The organism is Stieleria marina, from assembly GCA_007741555.1.
Taxonomy (GTDB): Bacteria; Planctomycetota; Planctomycetia; order Pirellulales; family Pirellulaceae; genus K23-9.
In genome coordinates this window covers 6,379,195-6,402,904 of sequence record CP036526.1, presented here as the reverse complement: position 1 = coordinate 6,402,904, position 23,710 = coordinate 6,379,195, and the positions used below count along the sequence as shown (strand labels likewise).

Sequence of the window (23,710 nt, the reverse complement as noted above, 5' to 3'; positions counted from 1 at the left end):
CAATCTCACCAACTGGATTTGTGACCAGACGGGCGATGGCGGCGGTGATTTGTTCGATACGCATTTCATTACCTCCCGAGCACCAAGAAGGTGCGGCGGCGGAGCAAAGGAAAAAAACCAGAACCTTGTGATCGATCATTCGACCACTTTTCTCTCAGGACTAGCCTCAAAGAGCGGTTCTCTAGAACACACAGTATCCTAGAATCTTGTGAAAGACCAGAGAAAACGACGAGGCGTTTTTTCTGTTGTCCTTCCTTCAGATGATCGTATAGACGCTGCGGACTATTCAGGGTTCGCGAAGAAAAACAGGAAAAAGCAAAAACTTCGGCCGACTTACGCACAACAACCGGGATCAGCAGGGCGCCGACATGCAGACGAAGCAAGCAATCCACCCCGCTAAAACCGCGTCAAATGGCCTGAAATCGGGCAGTCGATGGGCGGCGTCGACAATTCTTGATTTGATTCTGCCGCCCGCCTGCCGGCTTTGTAGCGAACCGATCGGGACGGAACAGGATTTTTGCCATTCTTGCTGGCTCGCCCTGAACCTCAGTCGCCCAGCTATGAAATCGGCCTGTCGTCGCTGTGGCAGGCCCGGAGGATTGGCCGTGCCCGATGCAGAAAACGCAGCTTGCGGCCCCAGCACCTTCATCCAGCCCTGCGTGCACTGCAAAAAAGAAGCATTTCAAATTGATCAAGTGATCGCCAAGTGGACTTATCAGGGGAAAGTCTGCGACGCGATCATCGCCGCCAAATATGCAAGGCAGTCGGCTTTGGGAAATGCCTTGGGTAGACAGTTGGGCGAACACGTAGCAACGCAGATTGATGGCGACCCGCCCCAGCAGATCACATTTGTACCCTCCAGTTTCCGCCGCCAGTGGGCGCGCGGAGGCCGGACCGGGATCATTGCGATTGCCCAGGGAGTTGCCCATGCCATCAAAGCGGCCGCCCCAGTAGGTTCGCCAAATCTTAATCCAAACTTAGCAGTCAAACCGCTGCTGCGAATAACGCGACGCATCCAAAAACAAGCTTGGCTCAGTGACGTCGAAAGACGTAAAAACGTTAGCGGTGCCTTTGCAACGAAAAAGGGCTATGCTTGGCGACGAGATTCACCGATCTTCGGTACGCCCGAAGGCAGAGCCTCAGTCATCGCGAACCAGCACATATTGGTCGTCGATGACGTACTGACCACAGGAGCAACGGCAAACGAAATAGCCACCGTGCTACGGAACGCCGGCGCTCGACGGGTAACCTTGGCGGTGGTCGCCCGTGCGGTGTGGAGCAAGTAGGGCCAACCGGCTCCAGTATCACAACTTGAAGATTTAATCATTCCGAGAAACGATGGCTTCTGACCAACCGATCGCCGAACCTGCTTCTGATCCAAAGCCCCCAACAGTAACGAGTAGACCTCATGGTTTTCGCCGCGCGATCCTGCGTGGCTTAGGCGTTGTGCTGCCTCCCTTACTGACAATCGTTGTCTTGATTTGGGCCTGGAAAACGATCGAAAGCTATGTACTAAAACCGACCGAATGGATCATCCGTAGCGGAGTCGTCTGGTACATCCAAGACACGCACACACAGCCGCCCGAAGGTGCCGTCAAAACGGGCGAACGGCTGCTGGATGGTTTCACATTCGAGGGCGAACGCTACATTCCCGACCCGGTCACCAAGCGACGGTTTCTGCCAGAGTATGTCGTCAAAATCGTCGACGACAACGCGGACTACTTCGGCCCGAATTCGACTCAGCCCGCCAGCGCCAATGCGTACTGGCATCGCTATGTGCAAGTAGTCTGGATGCCACGTGCGTTGGTCGTCCCGGTATTCTTGATTGTATTTTTGACCGTGCTGTTTTTCTTGGGCAGGCTTTTTACTTTTGGGCTGGGGCGTTGGTTTGTAAGACAGTTCGACGCGGCGATCCTGCGCATTCCGCTGGTCAACAAGGTCTACGGCGGTGTCAAACAGGTCACCGACTTTGCCTTTAACGAACGCGAGATCGAATTCAATCGCGTGGTAGCCATTCAGTATCCATGCGCCGGCATCTGGTCACTAGGGTTTGTCACCGGCAACAGCATGAAAGAAATCGCCAAGATCACCGGCGAACCGATGCTGAGTGTTTTGATGCCGACCAGCCCTATGCCGATGACGGGATTTACGGTCACCGTCAAACGCAGCGAAGCCGTCGACATGGATCTTACCATCGACGAAGCGATTCAGTTTGTCGTCAGCTGCGGCGTCGTGGTTCCAGTTCAACAACGGGTCGAAGCGATTGTGGACAGCCAAGCGTCAAATTCAAACGCAACTATCGATTCAAAAAACAATTGAACGTGGTAGGCACAAACCAATCCTGACGCACGGTCATTGCTGCGTGGCAATTTCAGAAGCACTCGCCGGTGATGAATCAGCGGGAGCCGGCGATTGAACGGGATAGCTCCGTCGCATTCCAAATTCGCGGACGTTATCGTCAAATTCGATGCCATCAAAATCGACTTCAACGTCTTCGATTGGCCCACGTCGCATGTTGCCAAAATTCTGAATGTAGCTGGATTGCCGATAGGAAAACGCCGCCAACGCGCCCCCAGCAATCACCACGCTCAGCAGCCCCAGCCACATGCGTTTTGAGCGTACGAACCCAGCAGCGACCACATCCTGATCCTGCGAAACTTCCTTGGGCGTTAAATAAGGTTTTTCCAAATCGCGTGACGGTGGCGGATTTTTGTTTGGAAGATCATTGGCCATCGAATCATCCTCGACGTGCGAGTAGCTGAGTGAAGCAGCGAACAGTGAACTATTTGAGAGTCGCTTCGTAAAAAGACAACGAGCTGAGGTCCCCTAAACTTAGGGCGTTTGATGCTAAAAATTGCCGACAGCCATTTTTTTACGCTCCAACGAATGGTGAAGTTCATCGTTGCGGCAGCGATTCTGTACATCGGCACGTTGATCCTGACGCCTTTTCCGCATTACCTACCGCCCGATTTTGCTCGCGGATTTCTTCGCAACAAAGCCAGTTTCTTTTACTCCAGTGGCTATTTCATTGGCTTTTATGCGCACATCGCCACGGCTCCCATTGGGCTTTTTCTTGGCATCGTTCAACTGAGTCGCACGATTCGACGCTCGCGACCTGCGATTCATCGCCAGCTCGGTCAATGCTACGTCTGGATCGTCTTGATCGGAGTCGCGCCCGGTGGACTCATCATGGCGACGCGATCCTACGGAGGAATCTCATCGCAACTATGCTTCGGGCTGATCAGTGTCGCGATGTGGATCACAACGTTCGTTGCATGGCGCCGGGCAATGCTGCATCGCTATCGCGCACATGGGCAATGGATGTGCCGAAGCTACACGTTGATGTGCTCGGCAATCATGTTGCGTGTATTCAGCTATGTAATTTCGGGCCTGACGATTGACCACACACTTGCTTACCAAATCTCAGCTTGGCTTAGCTGGGTACCGGCAATGCTATTGCTGGAACTGTTCTTTTGGCAGGTGAACCGCCAAGCTCTGAGCGCCACTGTGAACTGACATTGCTGCTGGATGATCTCTCATTCACCAATCAAAGATGTCAGCTTTGCGGCTCGATGATGTCGTCGTACTTATCGGCGTCCGACTGGCCTTCGTAGCCCACCACTTCTTTGTTCTGCCAAGCTTTGTGGGCCTGCTGCCAGGTCTGGTATTCGGGGTTGGCTGGCGCGTTTACGAGAGCCAAAAGTAGACCTCCCCACGTCAGCAACATCAGCAACGAAGTGGTCGCTATCAGTTTCTTGCGAGTAATCTTTCCACGCACATACGCAGATACTCCCCACAGAACTGCCGCGCTGCCAAAGAACAGCGCAATCACGATGACGGCAGGATTAAGCACCGGAGAGAAGGGCGGGGCTGGACCGGGATCGGGTGCATAAATGGGAATCGACGGCGCGGCAATCGCGACTGCCGGCGCCAACAAAGCAATGACCTGAACGACCGATCTCATGACTACTTTTTCAGTGACCAATCACGACGCTGTCGGCTGCTGGGGATGCCCATTCGTTTTCGGTATTTGGTTACCGTGCGCCGCGCAACCGCCATACCGGCTTTCTTCAGTTCGTCGACGAGCTTTTCGTCGCTGAACGGCTCGCTCTTATCTTCCTTGTCGATCAACTCCTGCAACTTCAATCGAATGGTATCCCATGCAACATCGTCACCGTCGTCGGTCTGTGTCCCGCCGACAAAGAAACGCTTGAGTGGCAAAATCCCTCGTGGCGTTTGAATCCATTTATCGTCGACCGCACGACTGACGGTCGTCACGTGAACGCCGACTTTGTCAGCGATCTGCTGCATCTTCAACGGCTCAATCGCCTCGGGCCCTTCATCAAGAAACTTCTTTTGATGCTCGACAATCGCCTGAGACACTTTCGTCAACGTGCTGCGTCGCTGTTCGATCGATTCGATCAACCACTGCGCACTGCCGATTTTTTGCTTGATAAATTCACGTTCTTCTGCCGTTGCCGACGGATCCTGCAATCGCTTGCGGTAGTACTCGCTGATAAACAACTGCGGCACACGGTCGTCGTCCAAGCGGACTTGGTACTCGCCCTCATCATCCTGCTCCAGGATGATGTCCGGCGTGACGTTGGGCACGTACGTCTCCATGAACGCAGCACCTGGCTTTGGATTCAAAACATGCAATTCGGCTCGCACGTCTTGGATCAATTCGATCGAAAAACCAGTCTGCTTTGCAATCTGCGGCAATCGGTTTTCAGCCAGATCCTTCAAGTGAGATGTGACCAGGGTCGTCATCTCGTCGTAGTGAGGAAAGTTTGACTTCAGCTGACGCAGCAAACACTCGCTCAAACTGCGCGCTGCAATTCCCGCAGGCTCTAGTGACTGAACGATCGCGAGCGCTTGTTCGGCTAGTTCCACGTCGTCATCGGTATGTCCAGCAGGTAGCAAATCGACCAACGGCATTCGCAAATAACCGCCATCGCGAGCATCCAGAGTGCTGATGATCCGCTCGGCTAACTGTTCAACCCGATCATCGATATCCATTTCCTGCAACTGATGAAGCAAGAAATCATTCAGAGATTCGGGACGCGATTGGGCGTTGGCCATCAAATCATGGCGACGGTCCGCTTCGTCCTGCATTCGATTGGCAGACCGTTTGAAAGGTTCGTCAAACGCATTGGGAAGCTCCGACACCATGTTTTGCAATCGCTCGAAATCTTCCGAGTTATCGCTTTCGCCATCGACGACCAGCTCTTTCTCGCTTTCACTGCGAGTATCCGCGTCGGGAGCTTCGACCTCTTCATCGGGAGCTAGCGGGTCGACATCCTGCTGTTCCAGGAGCGGATTTTCGTTCATCTCCTGCTCGATGCGCTCCTGTAGCGCAAGGGCATGCAATTGCAGAATCTCCATCGACTGGATCATCCGCGGCGCGAGCTTCTGTGATTGTATCTGTCGGGCTTGCAGGCCCATTTGCATCCGCATTGCAGCTGCTTTCTCGCAGGGAAGGTGCGTCCTAATGAACGGTCAAATCATCGACTTTGACCGCGTCTCCACCGAATGATAACGCTAAGGAGAAGATCGGCAGAGCGAATTCCGTTCCAATCATTATAGTTTTTGTCGGCCGGTTAGTGCATCGGCAATCATCTCACGATTTGCGTATTCCAGAACACTTCCGGCAGTAATTCCCCGGGCAAGTCGCGTGATTTCGACGGGAAACTCACTCAGGAGGTTGCTGATATACAACGAAGTGCCGTCACCCTCTACAGTGGGGTTTGTCGCCATAATGACCTCCGCAAAGTTGCTGGTGCGAACTCGGTCGACCAATGCGTCCACGGTCAGTTGGTCGGGGCCAATGCCATCAAGCGGGGCGATCCGTCCCAACAATACGTGATAGTGACCTTTAAAAACGCCAGACTGTTCCAGGCTCATCAGGTCGCGAGGCTGTTCGACAATGCACAGACGTGTGGCATCACGATTGGGATCGTTGCAGATGGCACACGATTCGTTTTCGGACAAATTAAAACAGATTGCGCAGTAGCGCACGTCATTGCGCACTCGTTTGATCGCATCGGCCAACGCGATCGCTTCGGGCTCGGGCACCCGCAAAATGTGAAACGCCAGACGCTCGGCACTCTTGCGACCGATTCCCGGAAGACGCCCAAGTTGTTCGACCAGTTGCGAGACTGCGCCAGCGTGTTTGCTCATGATGATATTGTACCGACGCGTCGATCGACGAATCTGATCAGCCGTTTCCTGCTAGCGAATTGATCAGCCCGTCCATGCCTGGCAGATTGATGTCCATCTCACCAGCCATTTCGCTAATCGACGATGCGTAAGTCTGTTTGGCCAACGCGCCGGCCGCATTGCACGCTTCGGTGATCGCTTGCTCCAGCACAGCTCCCTGCAATTCAACCGCCTCGATCGTGGTTGACTGAACCTTTCCAGTGCAGCTCATGATCACGATCACTCCACCACATGGCGAGTTGGCGGTCACGTATTCATTTTCCATTCGCGCATTGAGCTCCTTCATCTTTTCAGGGAGCGATTGCAGCGATCCCATCATCGAAGCAATGTTGCCTAGATTTCCGAGTCCTTTGAACATCATCTGTCCTTTTGAATCTGCGCAGATAAAAACGTTGTGGTTGCCATCGAAGCGGGACGGCCCCGAGGCGAAATACATCTTTGACATCGTAGCTTCCAAGGCAACAAAAGTCACGGTCAGGGACGATGCACCGGGCCCGCATGAGCCCCCAAACCCTTGGATTGATTGCCGAATGGGGACTTTGCCAAAATCCCTCGCAGGCCTGGTGACTGGCTCCTGCAAATGGACAAACCACCTAGTGCAATCAGATAAAGCGTCTGCTGCGAACAAAAAAGAAGCCCGCAGGAATCATCCCACGGGCTTCGGCTAAACAGCATTGGATGCGAAACTATTGAATCGTGTATCCAGCAAGATGCGTGTTCGTTTCAGCAAACTCTTTTAGCTTGCCTTTGTAGTCAACATCGGGATCTGAAACTTTGAACGTGCAATTGCGACCGGAGATGTCAGTCTTGATATCGCTGACACCTTTGATCTTAGCCAAGTCGCCTCGGACCGAGGCGGCACAGCCGCCTCAGTGCATGTTCGGAACCTTCAAGCTGACAAGTGTGACACCTTCGCCATCGCCAGGCACCGTATCGGCAGGCGTATCAGACGGGGTGGTGGTGGGTTGTGTTGCTGCAGGTGCATCGGTTTGCGAGGTCTCTAACTGACCTGAGCAACCAATCATCGCCAGCATCAATACTGGTGCGGCAACCTGGCAGACGATCGAGGATCGTTTCATCGGGTAACTCCGTAAGGAAAAAAGGGGTGTTGACTACTTCCACCACTGTATCTGCTTTGCAAGTCGCTGCCGAGCTTGAATTGGCACCCGGCCCCGTTGCCCGGCAAATGCCGCACTAAAACGCCAGCTCCAGTGCCAAGGCGAGATCTTCGATACGCGACAACCCAAGCCGGACCGCAAGACTCCTTGCTCAGAATACGTGATCGCCCACAACCACCAATCGCCTGCAACGACACTCCGCACGCCTCGCTAACGAGGGTGGTCGACCTTGACGACTTCGGCTCCGAAGATTTCGGCACAAGCTTTGACCATCGGATGCAATTCGATATCTCGCATTCGTTGCATCCGGTCTTTACTGGACGGCTTAGTCGTTTGCTTGGCTTCTCGTTTGACAGGCGCCGCCACCGTGCATTCAACGTTGACCTCTCTGCCAACCAACGTTCTCAGAGCGGCGATCATCGCTGATTTGTGCTCGGCGGAATCAAACCGCCGGACCGACAATTTTGATTCCGCGGCAAAGACGAGCCGCACGGTGTTTTCGTTCGCCAGTTCGACTCGCTCGTTAGCGCGAGCCAAGGTTGCCGTTGACGTTTCGACTTGCTCGGCAGCTTGGTTCCAAAGGTCCCCCACCGACGCGGCGGTCAAAGCTTGCAACGCGATGGACGAAACTTCACCGGCAGCTTTGCCAGACGGCTCCGGCGATTCACTCGGCGGATTCGCCGGTACTGTCGAAGACGCCACGGGGGCTGGCGATGGTGACGCGGTGGCGCCGTTTTTATTGGCCGCGTTGGTTTGGCTGGTCGCGTTGCCGGTAGTTTCCGCCGGTACTGACGGCGCTACTTGAGATGTTTCCGGCGAAGCCACCAATTCAGGCTTGGCTGCCTGGACCGCTGGCTCAGCTACGTTTTTTTTTTCGCTCGCTGGCCCGCTGCTTGTGGAGCCCGCTGCGGCCGGCGGCTTTGCATTGCCAACCGCTCCCCCCAAATCGCTCGCCGCAGCTGCCAAGTTGGCAATGTTTTGCAGATCAGGCAAATTACAAATCTGAATAACGGTCGCTTCCAGCAACACGCGAGCGTAAACGCTGTGACGGATTCGCACCAACGTCTGATCAATCAGTCCGACAACCGCTAGAACAGTCTGCAGTCCCCAACGATCGCCAAGCTCTTTCAATTCATCGTGCAATGATGCCGACGTATGCCGCATCAGTGACGGATCACAGCCGACCGAGACGGCCATCAGGTCACGGAAGTAGCCGAGCAATTGCTCGGCCAAACGACCAGCGTCCACGCCCGCGTCGATCCCAGCATCCAATTGCTCGATCGCCGAAGCGGCATCGCGATCCGCCATCGCTTTTGCCAGTGCATGCAACCGTTCGTCATCGGCCGTGCCCAGCATCGCGTGGACTTGGTCGGCCGTCAGATTACTGTCGCAAAAACTAAGCACTTGCTCCAAGAGCGACTGACTGTCTCGCATCGATCCAGCAGCGCGCCTGGCGATCAACTCCAATGCAGCTTCGTCAGCCTGGGCGTTTTCAGCTTCGACAATCTCTTTCAGCCGTTTGACAATTTTGGTGACTTCCACCGGCGCAAAGTCGAACCGCTGGCAACGGCTGAGCACTGTGATCGGAATCTTCTCGGGATCCGTCGTGCAAAAGATAAACTTCACATGCTCGGGCGGTTCTTCCAGCGTTTTCAGCAACGCATTGAATGCCGCACCGGTGAGCATGTGGACTTCGTCGATAATATAAATTTTGTAGCGTGACCGACTTGGACGAACCCCCACGTTGGCGCGAAGGCTACGGATTTCGTCGATTCCGCGATTACTTGCACCATCGATCTCGATCACATCGACGTCTTCGCCCGAGTCGATTGCCAGAGCGACATCACTTGCGTTGTTTGGCGACGCTGTTGGTCCGCCGGGATCATTGAGCGCTTTGGCAAAGATCCGCGCGGTACTTGTTTTGCCTACCCCACGTGCTCCGGTGAAAAGATATGCGTGACCGACGCGATTGGTTTCGATCGCATTTTTCAGTGCACGACCGACGTGATCTTGTCCAACCAGTTCGTCAAAACCGCGGGGACGATACCGCCGCGCGACGACGACATAGCTATTGTCTGGTTCAGACATACGATCAGGCCCACAACACAGAGAGGGGAAGACTTCAAGCAAATTTTGCTGGGAGGTGGCGACCCTCACACAAAGCTACACCGCTTATGGCTGCTCCAGTTAAGGCCTGACCAGGTTCACGACTCACCCTCGCAAGGGCCGCCGCCTCCCAGCAAAACGCATTCACAATGGCTGACGGCATTCTGATCGAGCCTAGAAACTCGATGGCGTCCCTCACTGTGAGATTGGCCCCGCAGTTTAGGCCACCGACGGCGAATAGGAAACCCGACGAAATGCCTGTTTCAAGACATTCCTGAACCGTGGTTTTCGGCGCCGTTTCGGCCTTATTGTGAATCGCCTGGCTTTGATCTCAAAACACTGGGCCAAGCCGAGGCACTAAGCGTACTGCAACCTTGGATCGTCTAATCCTAAACGCTTCATCTTCTTGTAGAGCGTCGTGCGGTTGATATCCAAGGTGTCGGCCGTCGAGGCTCGGTTCCAGTTATTGGCTCGCAAAGCCTGCAGAATGATCTGACGTTCCGGACCTTCCAGAGCTTGCTTGAGCGTCTTTCCGGCGACTTCGCCCAGGCTGAGGGCCTGGGGATTGCCGGGCGAATCGGCCGCGATGATGCTTCCAAATCCAGCACTCACGCCGCGGCCGGTTACTTCGGGCGGTAGATCGTCGATGGTCAACAGCGGGCCGCGTCCCAACAAGACGGCTCGTTCGACCACGTTTTCAAGTTGGCGAACATTGCCCGGCCAAGCATAGTTTTGCATCGCCGTCATTGCTTCGCCATCAAAACAATCGATTTCACGACTGCACGTTTCGGACACTTCTCGCAAGAAGTGGTCCACTAGCAGCGGCACGTCACCGGGACGTTCTCGCAAGGATGGCAACGCGATATTGACGACGTTGACCCGATAGAAAAGATCTTGCCGGAATGTTCCCGCGGCAACCGATTTTGCCAAGTCATCGTTGGTCGCCAAGATTACTCGCGAATCCACCGAGTGTGTCTGCGTTCCGCCCAGCTGTTCAAACTGAAATTCTTGCAAGACTCGAAGCAACTTGACCTGCATCGCTGGCGAAGCTGTGCCAATTTCGTCCAAGAATAGCGTTCCGCCATCGGCCAGCTGAAACTTACCGACTTTGTCCGAGTTTGCTCCGGTGTAGGCGCCAGCGACATGCCCAAAGAGTTCGCTCTCTAAAAGCGTATCCGGCAACGCTCCGCAGGCGACTTCGACAAACGCATTGCTGCGACGACGGCTTCGATTGTGAATGGCGCGAGCAATCATGCTCTTGCCGGTTCCGTTTTCACCGGTAATTAGGATCGACGCACGAGCATCGGCGACGTTGTCGATCACATCAAAGATCTTCATCATCCGGTAGTCGTGGCTCAGAATATTTTCCAGCCCGCTACGTTTATCTAGTTGCTGCCGAAGCGCTTCGTTTTCGTTTGCGATGTTGCGAAGCGACAGGGCACGTTCGATTCCCAAGTTCAGTTCGGCATCGATGACGGGCTTGGTCAGCAGGTCGAACGCACCGGCTCGGACCGCTTCGACCGCAGTCTCCGGCGTGGCGTATCCGGTCATCACCAAAACGGCGGTGTTGGGATGGTGTTTTTTGCTGTGCTCGATGAGCTCGAAACCGTCTTCATCGCCCAAACGCAAATCACAAATCATCAGATCAAACGTCTGGTCGTTCAGCGCAGCTTTGGCACTCGCCAACGATTCCGCGGCACGAACTTCGTGTCCAAGCCCTCGTAGCCAAAGCCTCATCGATTCGGACAAATGCCGATCGTCGTCAACTAACAGGATGGATAACGCGGAGGAAGTCATGGAGCGCTCAAGCAACGGTGGGAGACCTTCTGATGACGCAGGCGATGCGTCGTACAGCGGCGAAATCCTCGGCTACCAAGTCAAAACGTGAGCAAAACGCTCGTTTTGACAGCAATGGGAGTACGACGCCTGAATTATCTACGTCACCGCTAAACCCGAGTCAAAAACCAATGGCTGGTTTTGAATGAACATTCAAATCCCTGGACAGGGAGCCACCCCCCTCAAACAGCGGTAAAACCACGCTTCTTGGTGTCCCCAAACGTTAATTTCCCGAATCCGCGTGGTGAACGAGTGATCGGACTGGCGAAGGTACGCCACCGATGCCATAATCTATTGAACAAAAGGCCATTATTTATCTGGGGGGCCCGTTGCAATACGGGCGTTGAAAATGTCAGTGCAGATTTTGATCGTTGATGACCACGAAGCAATTCGCGAAGGTTTGACCCAGATGCTGGAGGGGTCCAACATCAGTGTCGCAGCCACCTCTTCTGGTGGAGATGAAGCCTTGTCAGAGATCGAGAGCCTTTCGCTCGATGCCGTCCTTTTGGATGTTCGGCTTTCCCGAATGGATGGGCTGTCGATGCTCGAAAAGATCTTGGTGGCTAAATCGCAGCTTCCCGTCATCATGCTAAGCGCGTACGACAACCCCACCTACATCGCGCGTGCCGCCGCCATAGGTGCTGCCGATTACCTGCTCAAAAGTGACAGCAGGGAGGTCATCATCGATTCGATCAAGTGCGCAGTCGCTGGAACGGGCTTGCCAACCGAAAGCAAGCTAGGACGAATCGAAGCCATGATGCAACGCAATGAGGCGTCAGGTGATTTGCCGCCAGAACTGCCGCTGACTCCCCGCGAAGTCCAAGTCATGCGACACATCGGACTGGGACTTAGCAACAAAGAAATCGCTAAGTCGCTATCGATCAGCGTCGAAACCGTCAAAGAACATGTGCAAAACATTCTTCGCAAAGCCGGCGCCAACGACCGAACCGACGCAGCGGTTCGAGCCGTACGCCTGGGTTTGGTTGACTAGCTCTTAAGCCGTCAGCACATCCGTTCCCACCCAAGGCTGCAACACTTTGGGAATCGCGATACTACCATCAGCACGCTGGTGATTTTCCAAAATGGCGATCATTGCACGACCGGTCGCCACCGCAGTGCCATTGAGCGTGTGCACAAATTGCGTGCCTTTCTTGCCAGCGGTTTTGTACCGCACATCCAAACGACGAGCCTGGTAGTCAGTGCAATTACTGGTACTGGTGACTTCGCCCCATTCGCCGTCCTCGCCCTTTGCGGTGTCACCACGTCCCGGCATCCACGCTTCCAAGTCAAACTTGCGGTACGCGGGGCCGCCCAGATCTCCGCTGGCTGTGTCGATGACTCGGTAAGGCACTTCCAACGAATCAAAGATCTCGCACTCTAGCTGGCGCAGCTCGTCGTGCATCGCATCACTTTGCTCAGGCGTGGTGAACGCAAACATTTCGACCTTGGTGAACTGGTGAACGCGGTACAGCCCCTTGGAGGCGCGGCCTGCCGCTCCGGCTTCCGTCCGAAAACAGTGACTCAGCCCACACAGTCGCATTGGCAGTTGCTCGTCGGACAATACCTGACCACTCATCATTCCGCCCAAAGTAATCTCGGCGGTACCAACTAAATTGAGCTCGGTGTTTTCGATGCTGTAGATCTGCGTCTCTGGACCGCGAGGCGTAAATCCGATGCCTTCCAAGATACTGGTCAGGGCAAGATCGGGTGTGGTGATCGGTGTGAATTTGCGGTCGCTCAGAAAGCTGATGGCGTATTGCTGCAAAGCCAAATCGATTCGCACGGCCGCATTGCGAAGGTAGTAAAAGCCCGCGCCGGAGACTCTCGCACCTGCTTCGAAGTCAAACAGATCGTGTTTTTCGCCGAGCTGCAAATGATCCATCGCTTCGAAATCAAACGATGGTTTGGGGGTTTTCCCAAACGACAGTTCTTTGTAACCATCCTCGCCGCCGGTCGGAACGTCCGGATGCGTCATATTAGGAATCGCGCTGAGCAACGCTCTGATCTGACCATCGATTTCGTCCTGCTCTTTCTGCGCCGCGTCTTTTTGCTCGCGAAGCGCACGACCTTTTGCGATCGTGGCCTGACGCTCCGCATCATCCTTGGCCTTGCCGATGGACTTACTTACTTCGTTTGCCTGTCGGTTCAACTCTTGGGTTTGCTGAGACTTTTCCAATCGCGCTGCTTCCAAGTCTACGATTCGGTCGACTTCGCAGCTGACGCCACGTTTCTTACAGTTCTCGCGTACAGCGTCGATGTTTTCGACAGTGAATTTTCGGTCCAGCATGATTGATGCGTTCGTTGGGTCTTAAGTGTCAAATTAAATGGAAGAGCAGCACTAAACGAGGGGCAATCTAACCGTCAGTCCGCGACGGCAGGCAGTTTGAGCGGCGACAAAAAACGGTCAGCTCAATTTCCCAATCTCGTCCCACAAGTGAGCGGACGCTCGAATGCCGCGGTGGTAATCGGCGACACTAAATTTTTCGTTGGGGCTGTGAGTATTGTCGTCCGACTGGCCCCAGCCCAATAGCAAACAATCGCATTTCAAGACTTCTTGGAATCTTGTGACGATCGGTATCGATCCGCCCTCGCGAATCAAGACAGGCGGCGTCCCAAAGGCTGACTCGATTGCGTGATTGGCTGCTTTGACAAACTTGCTGTCCGTATCTGCCAACATTCCTGGCGCCCCGTGATCCGGCTTCAGCGTCCAGCACACTCCTTTGGGAGCATGTTTGGCCAAGTGTTTTTCCAACGCAGCGGTGATCTTTTTGGGATCTTGATCGGGCACCAATCGGAAACTGAACTTCGCGGTCGCGGTTGCCGGAATGATCGTTTTGACGCCTTCGCCTTGATGTCCGGCAGTGATTCCATTGACGTCAAAAGTCGGCCGCGCCCAGCGGCGTTCGTCCGCGCTGTAGCCGGATTCGCCGAACAATTCGTCCACGCCAATGGATTTGGCAAACCATTCCTCGTCTTGAGGCAAAGCTTGCCACTGATCGCGTTCGGATTGGCTCAAATCGCGAACGTCGTCGTAGTAGCCTTCGATTTGAATGCGACCTTGATCATCTACCATCGACGAAAGCATATGACACAACGCGATCGCGGGATTCATCACTGCTCCACCGAACGATCCGCTATGGAGATCTTGGCTAGGGCCATCGACTTGAATCTCGTAGGTCGCGATACCTCGCAATCCGTACGTGATCGCAGGTTGCCCGGCGGCATACTGACTGCTGTCACTGATCACAACACAGTCGCACGCCAGGCGTTCGCTTAAATCCGGCAGCATGCGTTCCAGATTCTCGCTGCCGACTTCCTCTTCACCCTCGATCAAAAATTTGATTTGCAGCGGAAGCGGTTCGCCACTGGCCACCCAGTCGCAAACGCTCTGAATATGCGTCAGCACCTGGCCTTTGTCATCAGTTGCCCCGCGAGCATACAAATTTCCGTCTCGCACGGTCGGTTCAAATGGCCCTGTAATCCACTGATCCAAGGGCTCGACCGGCTGCACATCGTAGTGCCCGTAAACGACGACGACCGGAGCATTGTTTACCGGAGGCGTCTGAGCCAAGACCATCGGATGGCCTTGCGTGGGAATCAGTTCGACTTGCAAACCGGAAGCCGTGAATTTGTCAGCCAGCCACTGGCAAGCGCGATGAACATCGTCCACACGCGTGCTGTCGCTGCTGATACTCGGAATCTTTAGCCACTCGATCAGTTCGCTGAGATGGCGATCCGCAGCGGAGTCCAGTTGGTCTAACAGCGATGCGGGACACATAGGAGGGTTCTTTGGTGGAATATGTCAATAAATACGGCATTTTAGGGAACTACTGACGACGTAACTTGGTCAGTGGCTCAAATGGTGCGGCGGCGTCCGGAAAGAAAGAGGCTCCCAAAAAAACTCGTCCGTTTTGGAATACTTTCCTGCTGCCCATCGATCCGCGTGGCGCTACAATATATCCGCAACGCGGCTGAGGAGAATGACGCTCTGGTGGACGCCTGAAAATGGCAAGTCACCGATCGGCCCAATAGCGTTGCCGCAATGCGAAGGTTTTAGAGACGAGTTTACGAAAAGCAAGGAGCATGATCCGCATGTCAGATCAGCAATCCGCGGTGGCCGAACCAGAAGTGGTCGTCAAACGCGAGAACAAAAAGAAGCCCAAGAAACAGCCTCAATACAATGTCATCCTCTGGGACGACACCGATCACAGCTACGAGTATGTTGTGCTGATGATGAAACGTTTGTTTCGTCATCCCATCGAAATGGGGTTTCAGATCGCGAAAGAAGTCGATTCGTCCGGGCGTGCGATTTGCATGACGACGACCATGGAACATGCCGAGCTCAAACGTGACCAGATTCATGCGTTTGGCAAGGATGACCTGATCACTCGCTGCAAAGGCAGCATGTCGGCGACGATCGAACCTGTCACTGGCTAAGCTCTCACTTTATAGATCTCCTCAGTTCTTATGTCTGCCAAACTGCGCGTGGCCACCTTGGGCTGCAAGGTAAACCAATACGAAACCGAATTGGTTCGCCAAGGCCTGCAGCGCGTCGGTTACTCCGATTGCGCCGAAGACGAAGCCGCCGATGTTTGTATCGTCAACACCTGCACGGTGACCAATGACGGAGATGCGAAAAGCCGGCAAGTCGTCCGCCGGCTCAATCGTAAAAATCCCGACGCACGAATTGTGGTCATGGGATGCTATGCCACACGAGCGCCCGAAGAAGTCGCTGCGCTGCCCGGTGTAACCGAAGTCGTCACTGACAAACGTGAACTGCCGGATCTAATGTCCCGCTTTGGTGTCATCGATGTTCCGACAGGCCTTGACGGATTTTCGGGGCGTCAGCGAGCCTATGTAAAGGTCCAAGACGGTTGCCTGCTGCGTTGCAGTTATTGCATTATCCCACACGTCCGGCCCGAATTAACGTCGCGTCCCAAGCAGCACATCGTTGATGAAGTCCAGCGATTGATCGATGCCGGACACCAAGAGGTCGTCCTGACGGGAATTCACCTTGGTCATTTCGGCGTTGATTGGAATCGAAACAAACCCAAAGACGAATGGGTGCGATTGGCGCATTTGGTTCGCGAACTCAGTCAGCTCAATGGCGATTTTCGGATTCGATTGAGCAGCATCGAGGCCACTGAAGTCACGCGTGAACTGATTTCGATCATGAGCGAATTCTCCGATCGTGTTGTTCCGCATTTGCACCTGTGTTTGCAAAGCGGCAGTGACAGCGTGCTACGCCGGATGCGTCGGCGCTGGGGGACCAAGATGTTTTTGGATCGATGTCGCTTGCTCCGCGAATCGCTTCGATCACCTGCTATCAGCACCGATGTGATTGTTGGTTTTCCCGGCGAAACCGAAGAAGAGTTTCAGCAAACCATTCAAACGTGCCGCGAAGCGGGCTTTTCCAAAATCCACGCATTCCCGTTCAGTGCGCGACGGGGAACTCCGGCGGCGGAGATGAAGGGCCAAATTCCAAAATCGCTTCAAAGCGAACGTGTTGCCGAACTGACCGAGCTGGAGACCCAGCTGCGTGGCGACTACTATCGCGAACTGGTTGGGCAGAATGTTCAGATGATGATCGAATCTGACACCGCATTGGCAACAATTGGCGATTCAACAACCGATCCGGGATCGCAGCACCGCGTGTTGCGAGGCACATCCTGTCGCTATGCTCCCGCTGAGTGCATTACAAGTGACGCGGACTTGAAAGTCGGTCGCCTTGTTGACGTTGTGGTTGAATCGACCGACGGCAGCAAACTAGTCGTCTCGCGAGTGTGATTAGGACTCGGTTGCACGCATTTTGTCGCGTGCACGACTGAGAACCGGTCCCACACTGTTCTCTTCGATGCCGACCACCTGGCTGATCTGGGCGTATGACTTGCCTTCCAAGTGATACATCCGCACCACACTGGCTTCTTTGTCATCTAGACGCGTGAGTAGTCTTTCGACTTCCTCGCGATCTTCCATTCGCGTCGGCAATCCGTTTTGCCCCGGCATGGCGTCCGCGATCGATGCATTACTGCTTTGAGGAAGCGGTGACGACGCAGCCAACCGCCTGGCGATGACGCGTCGAGAGATGACCGTCAGATAAGTTGCCAGCGAACAGTTGCGACGAAACTTTCGCAGGACACCAAAATCGTTAGCAACGATCGTCACAAAGACGTCCGAGACAAGGTCTTCACGAGTCGGTTCGTCGAGCTGAATTTGACGAGCTTCGGCAGTGTGATTGGCAACGTGAACGACTAGGCCCAAAAATCGATCGACGAAATCTTGCCATGCGCGCGGCGCACGATCAAGACATCGTTGCAGAAGTTGACGATCGACCTCAGAGAGACTCACGAAGGCTTTACCAAGTTGGTGACAATTGTGATCGCGGCAGTCCAGTGGCCAGTCGGCCCGAACTCACATGCAAATCCAGCGATCTGCCGAGCCTTGAGCCGTCAAAAGAAAGCCCAAACACTCAAAACGCATAGTAGGTACGGAACCTGCATATCGCAAGCATTACGATCCGTCTGCGAGCCAGTTCATTCAAAACGCTGTCCAAGGGGGACAATCGGGGGTTTTGCGCAATCTTTCGCGGTCAACAGGTCGGCTCGTATTATTCGCGATTGCGGCTGCTACAAGCCACTCTGCCGCTACGGGCCAAGTCCGCCGCCAAATCCGATCCTCAGCCCCTTACACAGAGGGGGCTAAACCCCGAAATCCTCGACAATTGCGTGGCTCAGCTCGTTATTTCACCTGACCCGCACATTTGTGTGCAGGAGCCTTTGCCTCGACTCCGTTTCTGACGTAGGAAAACGTATTGACCTCTGTTTCATGATCGTACAATTGCGCAACCGCTATGACCGATACAACTGGCCCAGCAACCGCCAACGCGTCCTCCAATGCATCGCCGCTCAATGCGACCAAGGTTGCCAGCGCCAGCCTCCAAGTTGCAGCCGAAGCAAGCCAGGATGACGTCAGTCGGCTCTTAGGCAAATTGCAAGAGACGGCTCCCAGAGCAAAAGAATCGCGGCAGCCTACATCGACTTCGGAAATCGAAAACCAACTAGCAGTCGTTCGACTCGGAATGGCGACGTCGTTGTATTACTCGCTGCGAACCAAACACGCGCCTACAGCTGCGCACTGCTTGCGCGTGTCACTGACCTGTTCGGCATGGGCCAGTCGCATGGGCTTGGAGAGCGAAGGTCGTGACCGCATCGAGGTCGCCGCGTTGCTGCATGACCTAGGCAAGATCGGCGTGCCGGACCGCATTCTTCGCAAGCCGTCTAAACTGGATGTCAACGAACAATTGGCAATGGATTGCTGTCCGCAGATCGGTTGCGAAATCTTGCGTGGGTGCACCAGCGATCAAGAGCTACTCAACATCGTTCGACACGCAAACACGTGGTACCAAAGCCGACGCCGCGAAGAATTTCCGCAAGGCGATGCATTGCCCCTGGGAGCTCGCATGCTGTCGATCGCGGGCGCTTTCGACGCGATGACGACCGAGCATGTTTATCGCGCAGCAATGAGCCGCGAACAAGCGATCAACTGCCTGATAGAAGGGAGTGGGTCGCAGTTTGATCCGGAGTTGGTAGCCGACTTTGCACGCATGCTGGAAGCACAGCCCGAGATGCTGCATGGCGCCGTCGTCGACCGCTGGCTCCGTCGCCTGCAAACTAATCAGGCTTCCAGCAAATGGTCTGACTCGGTCGATCGTACATCATCCAAACCGAACAAAATCAGTGTTCGCCGTGAGACTCACTTTCACGATCGCTTGCTGCGTGACCTCAAAGACGGCGTTGTATTCACAGACAGCGAAGGCATCATCACTCACTGGAATGCCACGATGGTAAAGATGACTGGCATCGCGACTGACGCCATCATCGGCAAAAGCTGGAACGCAAAGACACTTCGTCTTCAATCGCCAGCCTCCGATGCCAATGAAACCACTTGTCCGCTTCGCGAATGCTACGATCGATCGGCTCCGGTCACCCGCGCCATGATGCTTGACGGAACGGGTGACGAACCCACCTCCGTGCAAGTTCAGGTATCACCTGTCAGCGGTTCCAAGCCCGGAATCCTTGGTAGCGTCATCATCATCCACGACAATTCGTTTCGTGCCGACTTGGAAGAGCAGCTTGTCACGCTGCATCACAAAACAACGATGGACGCGCTCACCGGTGTCTCCAACCGCGCGCACTTCGATGAAACGCTCGACGCAATGGTGCAATCAACCTCTAAAGGCGAATCGCGATTCAGCCTAGTCATTTGCGACATCGACCATTTCAAGCGTGTCAATGATGTGCATGGACACCCGGCCGGCGACGAAGCGCTGATCAACTTTGCACATGTTCTTCGTCAGCACAGCCGCGAAGGTGACTTAGTGGCTCGCTACGGCGGAGAAGAGTTCCTGCTATTGGCCGCCAATTGTGACAACGCCACGGCAGCAAAACGCGCCGATGCGATTCGCCAAGCTTTGGAGACAACTGTCATGCCAAGCTTGGGTGGCGAATGTGTGACGGCGAGCTTTGGAGTCACCGAGTATCAACCGGGCGACACAGCCGAAACCGTACTTGCTCGGTCCGACCGCGCTCTACTGAAGGCGAAAGACAACGGCCGTAATCGCGTCGTCCAACTCGGCAGCGGCGGTGGCACCGTGGACATGAAAGCCCCTGTTCCTGCCAAATCCGGTTGGTTCAGCTGGTTTGATTCCTCCAGCAAAAGTACTGACGCCGAAGTCGACATTCTGACGCCCGTTCCTGCCGATTTGGCCATCGAAAAGCTGAAAGGCTTTATCGCCGATCACAGTGCCGAAATCATCAGCGTGGACGAAAGTCAAGTTTCGCTCAAAATTCATGCGTTAAGCATGGGCGGAAGACGACGAATCGACCAGCACATTGGCTTGCGTTTGGATCTGACGCTCAGCGAAGCTCGTCAGGATGAACTCGGCACCGCCCGAAAGTCCGCGCTGGGACACTCCAAAATCCACGTTATCCTGACACCGCTGCGAAATCGAGATCGGCGAAGCAGCGAACTGCAAGATTGCGTTGACAACGTAATTGCCAGCCTGCGAAGCTACCTAATGGGCGAAATCATGGCCAAGCCCGTCGGCGAGTAGTGCGTATTTCGCTCGGCAGAAGCCTCCTGTCGCTGGGTCCCTCTTGCGAGTCTTGCCGGGGTCGCTATCGTGCTGTGTCAATGGTTTTTCCATTTTGACACACGCACATTCGAACTCGCACACGGAGCTGAATTCAGCATGGCTTATTCACTGCCAGAATTAGGGTACGCCCACGACGCCCTGGAGCCTCACATCGACGCTCGCACGATGGAAATCCACCACGGCAAACACCACGCCGGCTACGTCGCTAAAGTCAACGCCGCGATCGAAGGCACCGATCTGGGCAGCCACTCGATCGAAGACCTGATCTCCAACTTGGCGACCGTTCCCGCCGACAAACAAGGCGCTGTTCGCAACAACGGTGGTGGCCACGCCAACCACTCGCTGTTCTGGAGCGTCATGGGCCCCGGAAAAGGCGGAAACCCTTCGGGCGATTTGGAAGCTGCGATCGTCAAAGCTTTCGGCAGCGTCGACGCAATGAAAGAGCAGTTCAACAACGCGGCAGCGACTCGCTTTGGCAGCGGTTGGGCTTGGTTGTACGTCGACGGCGGCGAACTGAAAGTTGGCAGTACTGCCAATCAAGACAACCCATTGATGGGTGCCGATATCGCTGGGATCAGCGGCACGCCGATCTTGGGCTTGGACGTCTGGGAGCACGCTTACTACTTGAACTACCAAAACCGTCGCCCCGATTACGTTGGCGCATTTTGGAACGTGGTCGACTGGGACGCCGTGGCCGCTCGCTTCGCCGCCGCAAAGTAGGCTCGTTAGTCCTTGAAAGACAGACACCAATGATTTCTAAGAAAGGCATCGTCAGATATGGCGGTGCCTTTTTTAATTATTCAGCCGTTCAAACAATTGCATCCCGAATCTTCGGCCTTGGCGAACAGCGACGGGCTTTAAATCGTTGAGGGCGTTTTCGAATCCGGCGGGCTTCGGCTTATTGTGGTGTGCGATCCCATCTAGATAGAGCAACACCGGCGTCTCTTCGGCCGTGACCAATAGAAACGTCGCTTGCCCCAAGTGATCGATCTCCCCGCCGTCTTGACGAAACAGATACTCGCCGATCGGTTTGCCTCGCTCGACCAATTCTTCCAAACGAACTTGACTAAAACGTTTTTTCCAATCGGCGTCAGGCAACTGCAAGGCTCGGCAACCCAGCAAACGAATGGAAAAGCAGTTTTTCTGATCATCAATCGAAAACTCGGTTCCCATCAAATCAAAACCTTCGCTTCGTGCCCAAGTTGCGATTTCCTCTAGCGGCAATTCGCCCCTAGGTGTGTCGCGCCACTTCGCTGGCAACGTGCCTTTGCGCCCTGTGTCCAAATCGATAAACGTCCTGTATGGCTCTTTGGCTTGGACTGGTTCCAGCAAGGAATTGCTGGTCATCGCGCAACTTCGGTAATCGACGCCCAGTGCGACCGGAGTAATTTTGGCTACCACGACCGGTGGCAAACCGATCTCGTGAAATTTTTTTGGCACGTTCAATTTGGCGGCATTGGCCGTCCACCAATCTGCCCACTTCGCTGCATGTCGCTCCATGAGTTCCCGTTTCAATTCTTGCTGAGCCGCTGTGCCCGTGGGGCGGATCCTGAAGACTTGCGAATCATCGAAATCATGTTCTGTTAGAACCTGAATTGCACCAAAGACTTCACGGATCGGTCGCCCAAACTTGTACCGATCCCGGTTTCCGTCCTTTGAGTCGTCCAAGTCGTGTTTTCGTGCAAAATCAGCCAGCTTTGGGTTGTCGGTTTGCAGTCCCATGTCTGAGCCGTGGGTAAGGTAGACGCGCGGGATCGAGCGAATTAAAGCCGGTACGGCGCGCCGGTCCCCGATCGCTCGCATCGCAAATCCCATACACCGAAACATGATATTGCTTTCGGTCGCGTCAAGCTCCGCGATCAGTTCGGGCACGGCATCGGGACCACAGTCGACTAAGTCGCGCAGCGTTTGTAGCCACGGTTCTTTGAAAAGAAACTCACGCTCTTGAAATACCTCTAGCAGATCCAAAAGCTCTGCGACTTGCGTGTCGCCGCGATCGCGACTGGGAACTGCGTCAGCAACCATGTCGGTGATTCGCCTTTCCAACAAAGCATCCGCTTGACGCTTTTTCTCGGCGTCGTTGACCATGTAGACCGTTTTTCCTGGCATGAAGTGGGCTACTAACTCCTCGCCGTCAGTCACGTCGACAGTGATCGATCCACCGCCACCCATCACATACAGATAGTTCATACCGGGCGCGACGCGAAGCCGGTAGGATCCATCGGCTTGAACTTTTGTTGACGTAACGGCCGCTCCCGATCGCGGGCGAGCGGGTCCATAGTGAGCTACATACATATTGCCAGTTTCCCCGCCAACGCCGACGTTTCCATACACGATCGCGCCGCGAACCATTCGGATGTCCCCGACGACGACTGCTTGGCCAGGTGTTGCCTTGACGGAGTCGACGGCAATGGCAATTCGCTCATCCATTTCGGCCCAGATGTTGTAGCGATCAGCTGTCAATCGCAATTCGTATTTGCCGTCGGCGTCGGTCCGAGTTTGACCCCATCCGCTATCGGCAACGCCTTGAGCGCTGACGATTATGTCGACAGCCGGCTTGTTGGTGACGGCATCGACCACGCGCCCCGTCACGATAGCTGGGGAGTCCAGTTGAACGCGTAAGACTTGCGGAACCGACTCAAACATCGTGCTGGTTCGAGCGAAGTCAGGATGATCGATCAACAGATTCATCCGTCGCTGCCCAGGATTGTCCGGCCTCCAAGGTTTCATGTCGCTGATGCGGAATACTCCCTTGGCGTCTGTTGTTGCGCTCAGCACTCCAGCAATGGGTTCGTAGTTGAAGCCACTTGGCAGAAAAGCCTTCGCGCCAACAACAGGCTTGCCATCGGGCCCTGTCAAATGCCCAACTAACGTCGCAGGATCTTTGTGGATTCTTACTTGGAGTTGACCACGTCCCAAATGATCGCGATGTACGCGCTGCGAAAAAGAGGCGTGGTTTTTAGTAGTAACCGTCACCAAGTAGCGGGTGCCACCGTGCTGATCCACTTCGACTGCGAGCGGGCTGAATCGGAAACCACCTCGTTTGTCCGTCGTCACCGTTTCGATAACATTGATTTCGCTCTGTTGGTCAACACTGTGATAAAGCGTTGCTGTCGCACCGACGACACGCTTGCCAGTATTGTCAAGACAAGTGCCGTGGATCGGCGCATCGTCACCCCGAGCAATTGACGAAACAACCGTCAGCGACAAAGCGAAAACACAAACCCGAGTGCACATCAGTTGGCTCTCCCTAGTGAAAGAAGCCCTGATTGTACGC

At 54.7% G+C, this 23,710-nt stretch carries 21 protein-coding genes, 1 other RNA gene and 1 pseudogene; 9 read left to right on the top strand and 14 right to left on the bottom strand.

The window, feature by feature from the left end; all coding sequences use genetic code 11:
• Positions 1-368: 368 nt before the first annotated feature.
• The 3 genes and pseudogenes from K239x_RS28900 to K239x_RS22770 all read left to right on the top strand — a co-directional run.
• A pseudogene (locus K239x_RS28900) lies at positions 369-575 on the top strand (double zinc ribbon domain-containing protein); the annotation flags it as partial.
• Between the two features lie 30 nt (positions 576-605).
• Positions 606-1,286, top strand: a complete 681-nt coding sequence (locus K239x_RS22775; RefSeq protein ID WP_419190109.1) for a ComF family protein — start codon at positions 606-608, stop codon at positions 1,284-1,286.
• Positions 1,287-1,338: 52 nt separating this feature from the next.
• Positions 1,339-2,319, top strand: a complete 981-nt coding sequence (locus tag K239x_RS22770) for a DUF502 domain-containing protein (protein ID WP_145420653.1) — start codon at positions 1,339-1,341, stop codon at positions 2,317-2,319.
• Positions 2,320-2,352: 33 nt separating this feature from the next.
• Here K239x_RS22770 and K239x_RS22765 read toward each other — a convergent pair whose 3' ends face one another.
• Complete coding sequence (locus K239x_RS22765; protein ID WP_145420652.1) at positions 2,353-2,733, bottom strand: hypothetical protein; 381 nt, start codon at positions 2,731-2,733, stop codon at positions 2,353-2,355.
• 153 nt (positions 2,734-2,886) lie between these two features.
• Between K239x_RS22765 and K239x_RS22760 the strand changes: the two genes are divergently transcribed.
• Positions 2,887-3,516 (top strand): DUF2306 domain-containing protein, encoded by a 630-nt coding sequence (locus tag K239x_RS22760; RefSeq protein ID WP_419189291.1) that lies wholly within the window; start codon positions 2,887-2,889, stop codon positions 3,514-3,516.
• Between the two features lie 40 nt (positions 3,517-3,556).
• Here the strand turns inward: K239x_RS22760 and K239x_RS22755 are convergent, their stop codons facing one another.
• The 9 genes from K239x_RS22755 to K239x_RS22715 all read right to left on the bottom strand — a co-directional run bounded on the left by K239x_RS22755 (position 3,557) and on the right by K239x_RS22715 (position 11,240).
• The gene (locus tag K239x_RS22755; RefSeq protein ID WP_145420650.1) at positions 3,557-3,964 is read right to left on the bottom strand and encodes a hypothetical protein; all 408 of its coding nucleotides are present in this window, start codon (positions 3,962-3,964) and stop codon (positions 3,557-3,559) included.
• 2 nt (positions 3,965-3,966) lie between these two features.
• On the bottom strand, positions 3,967-5,397 hold the full coding sequence (rpoN, locus tag K239x_RS22750; protein ID WP_419189290.1) for an RNA polymerase factor sigma-54: 1,431 nt from the start codon (positions 5,395-5,397) through the stop codon (positions 3,967-3,969).
• 183 nt (positions 5,398-5,580) lie between these two features.
• Positions 5,581-6,180: a recombination mediator RecR gene (gene recR / locus K239x_RS22745; protein WP_145420648.1), complete on the bottom strand. Its 600-nt coding sequence runs from the start codon at positions 6,178-6,180 to the stop codon at positions 5,581-5,583.
• A gap of 37 nt (positions 6,181-6,217) precedes the next feature.
• Complete coding sequence (locus K239x_RS22740; protein ID WP_419189289.1) at positions 6,218-6,664, bottom strand: YbaB/EbfC family nucleoid-associated protein; 447 nt, start codon at positions 6,662-6,664, stop codon at positions 6,218-6,220.
• A gap of 241 nt (positions 6,665-6,905) precedes the next feature.
• Positions 6,906-7,058 (bottom strand): hypothetical protein, encoded by a 153-nt coding sequence (locus K239x_RS22735; protein WP_145420647.1) that lies wholly within the window; start codon positions 7,056-7,058, stop codon positions 6,906-6,908.
• Positions 7,059-7,088: 30 nt separating this feature from the next.
• Positions 7,089-7,298: a hypothetical protein gene (locus tag K239x_RS22730; RefSeq protein WP_145420646.1), complete on the bottom strand. Its 210-nt coding sequence runs from the start codon at positions 7,296-7,298 to the stop codon at positions 7,089-7,091.
• Between the two features lie 249 nt (positions 7,299-7,547).
• Positions 7,548-9,425, bottom strand: a complete 1,878-nt coding sequence (dnaX, locus tag K239x_RS22725) for a DNA polymerase III subunit gamma/tau (RefSeq protein WP_145420645.1) — start codon at positions 9,423-9,425, stop codon at positions 7,548-7,550.
• A gap of 51 nt (positions 9,426-9,476) precedes the next feature.
• An RNA gene (gene ffs, locus K239x_RS22720) (signal recognition particle sRNA small type) lies at positions 9,477-9,571 on the bottom strand.
• 229 nt (positions 9,572-9,800) lie between these two features.
• Positions 9,801-11,240 carry a sigma-54-dependent transcriptional regulator gene (locus K239x_RS22715; protein ID WP_145420644.1) on the bottom strand — a complete coding sequence of 480 codons (1,440 nt, stop codon included), beginning with the start codon at positions 11,238-11,240 and terminating at the stop codon, positions 9,801-9,803.
• A 388-nt stretch (positions 11,241-11,628) separates the two neighbouring features.
• Here K239x_RS22715 and K239x_RS22710 point away from each other — a divergent pair, with 388 nt between their 5' ends.
• Positions 11,629-12,270 carry a response regulator transcription factor gene (locus K239x_RS22710; protein WP_145420643.1) on the top strand — a complete coding sequence of 214 codons (642 nt, stop codon included), beginning with the start codon at positions 11,629-11,631 and terminating at the stop codon, positions 12,268-12,270.
• Between the two features lie 3 nt (positions 12,271-12,273).
• On the opposite strand, the gene serS is transcribed toward K239x_RS22710, so the two are convergent.
• The gene (serS, locus tag K239x_RS22705) at positions 12,274-13,566 is read right to left on the bottom strand and encodes a serine--tRNA ligase (RefSeq protein ID WP_145420642.1); all 1,293 of its coding nucleotides are present in this window, start codon (positions 13,564-13,566) and stop codon (positions 12,274-12,276) included.
• 117 nt (positions 13,567-13,683) lie between these two features.
• On the bottom strand, positions 13,684-15,057 hold the full coding sequence (locus tag K239x_RS22700) for a dipeptidase (RefSeq protein WP_145420641.1): 1,374 nt from the start codon (positions 15,055-15,057) through the stop codon (positions 13,684-13,686).
• 314 nt (positions 15,058-15,371) lie between these two features.
• Here K239x_RS22700 and K239x_RS22695 point away from each other — a divergent pair, with 314 nt between their 5' ends.
• Entirely contained in the window at positions 15,372-15,716 is a 345-nt protein-coding gene (locus K239x_RS22695) for an ATP-dependent Clp protease adaptor ClpS (RefSeq protein ID WP_145420640.1), read from the top strand.
• Positions 15,717-15,746: 30 nt separating this feature from the next.
• Positions 15,747-17,066 carry a tRNA (N(6)-L-threonylcarbamoyladenosine(37)-C(2))-methylthiotransferase MtaB gene (mtaB, locus tag K239x_RS22690; protein WP_145420639.1) on the top strand — a complete coding sequence of 440 codons (1,320 nt, stop codon included), beginning with the start codon at positions 15,747-15,749 and terminating at the stop codon, positions 17,064-17,066.
• Here mtaB and K239x_RS22685 read toward each other — a convergent pair whose 3' ends face one another.
• On the bottom strand, positions 17,067-17,627 hold the full coding sequence (locus K239x_RS22685; RefSeq protein WP_145420638.1) for an RNA polymerase sigma factor: 561 nt from the start codon (positions 17,625-17,627) through the stop codon (positions 17,067-17,069).
• Between the two features lie 502 nt (positions 17,628-18,129).
• Here K239x_RS22685 and K239x_RS22680 point away from each other — a divergent pair.
• Together K239x_RS22680 and K239x_RS22675 are read left to right on the top strand one after the other, a co-directional pair.
• Entirely contained in the window at positions 18,130-20,391 is a 2,262-nt protein-coding gene (locus tag K239x_RS22680; RefSeq protein ID WP_145420637.1) for a sensor domain-containing diguanylate cyclase/phosphohydrolase, read from the top strand.
• Between the two features lie 138 nt (positions 20,392-20,529).
• Positions 20,530-21,153, top strand: coding sequence for a superoxide dismutase (locus tag K239x_RS22675; protein ID WP_145420636.1), 624 nt, complete (start codon positions 20,530-20,532; stop codon positions 21,151-21,153).
• Positions 21,154-21,225: 72 nt separating this feature from the next.
• Here K239x_RS22675 and K239x_RS22670 read toward each other — a convergent pair whose 3' ends face one another.
• Positions 21,226-23,670, bottom strand: coding sequence for a carboxypeptidase-like regulatory domain-containing protein (locus tag K239x_RS22670; RefSeq protein WP_145420635.1), 2,445 nt, complete (start codon positions 23,668-23,670; stop codon positions 21,226-21,228).
• Positions 23,671-23,710 lie beyond the last annotated feature (40 nt).

Bases quoted from the DNA above. Each gene is read 5' to 3' on its own strand.
- K239x_RS22670 (WP_145420635.1), bottom strand. From the start codon at position 23,670: ATGTGCACTCGGGTTTGTGTTTTCGCTTTGTCGCTGACGGTTGTTTCG.
- dnaX (WP_145420645.1), bottom strand. From the start codon at position 9,425: ATGTCTGAACCAGACAATAGCTATGTCGTCGTCGCGCGGCGGTATCGT.
- K239x_RS22755 (WP_145420650.1), bottom strand. From the start codon at position 3,964: ATGAGATCGGTCGTTCAGGTCATTGCTTTGTTGGCGCCGGCAGTCGCG.
- mtaB (WP_145420639.1), top strand. From the start codon at position 15,747: ATGTCTGCCAAACTGCGCGTGGCCACCTTGGGCTGCAAGGTAAACCAA.
- K239x_RS22765 (WP_145420652.1), bottom strand. From the start codon at position 2,733: ATGGCCAATGATCTTCCAAACAAAAATCCGCCACCGTCACGCGATTTG.
- serS (WP_145420642.1), bottom strand. From the start codon at position 13,566: ATGCTGGACCGAAAATTCACTGTCGAAAACATCGACGCTGTACGCGAG.
- K239x_RS22695 (WP_145420640.1), top strand. From the start codon at position 15,372: ATGTCAGATCAGCAATCCGCGGTGGCCGAACCAGAAGTGGTCGTCAAA.
- K239x_RS22760 (WP_419189291.1), top strand. From the start codon at position 2,887: ATGGTGAAGTTCATCGTTGCGGCAGCGATTCTGTACATCGGCACGTTG.
- K239x_RS22710 (WP_145420643.1), top strand. From the start codon at position 11,629: ATGTCAGTGCAGATTTTGATCGTTGATGACCACGAAGCAATTCGCGAA.
- K239x_RS22700 (WP_145420641.1), bottom strand. From the start codon at position 15,057: ATGTGTCCCGCATCGCTGTTAGACCAACTGGACTCCGCTGCGGATCGC.
- K239x_RS22715 (WP_145420644.1), bottom strand. From the start codon at position 11,240: ATGACTTCCTCCGCGTTATCCATCCTGTTAGTTGACGACGATCGGCAT.
- K239x_RS22740 (WP_419189289.1), bottom strand. From the start codon at position 6,664: ATGTCAAAGATGTATTTCGCCTCGGGGCCGTCCCGCTTCGATGGCAAC.
- rpoN (WP_419189290.1), bottom strand. From the start codon at position 5,397: ATGATCCAGTCGATGGAGATTCTGCAATTGCATGCCCTTGCGCTACAG.
- K239x_RS22770 (WP_145420653.1), top strand. From the start codon at position 1,339: ATGGCTTCTGACCAACCGATCGCCGAACCTGCTTCTGATCCAAAGCCC.
- K239x_RS22675 (WP_145420636.1), top strand. From the start codon at position 20,530: ATGGCTTATTCACTGCCAGAATTAGGGTACGCCCACGACGCCCTGGAG.
- recR (WP_145420648.1), bottom strand. From the start codon at position 6,180: ATGAGCAAACACGCTGGCGCAGTCTCGCAACTGGTCGAACAACTTGGG.
- K239x_RS22680 (WP_145420637.1), top strand. From the start codon at position 18,130: ATGACCGATACAACTGGCCCAGCAACCGCCAACGCGTCCTCCAATGCA.
- K239x_RS22730 (WP_145420646.1), bottom strand. From the start codon at position 7,298: ATGAAACGATCCTCGATCGTCTGCCAGGTTGCCGCACCAGTATTGATG.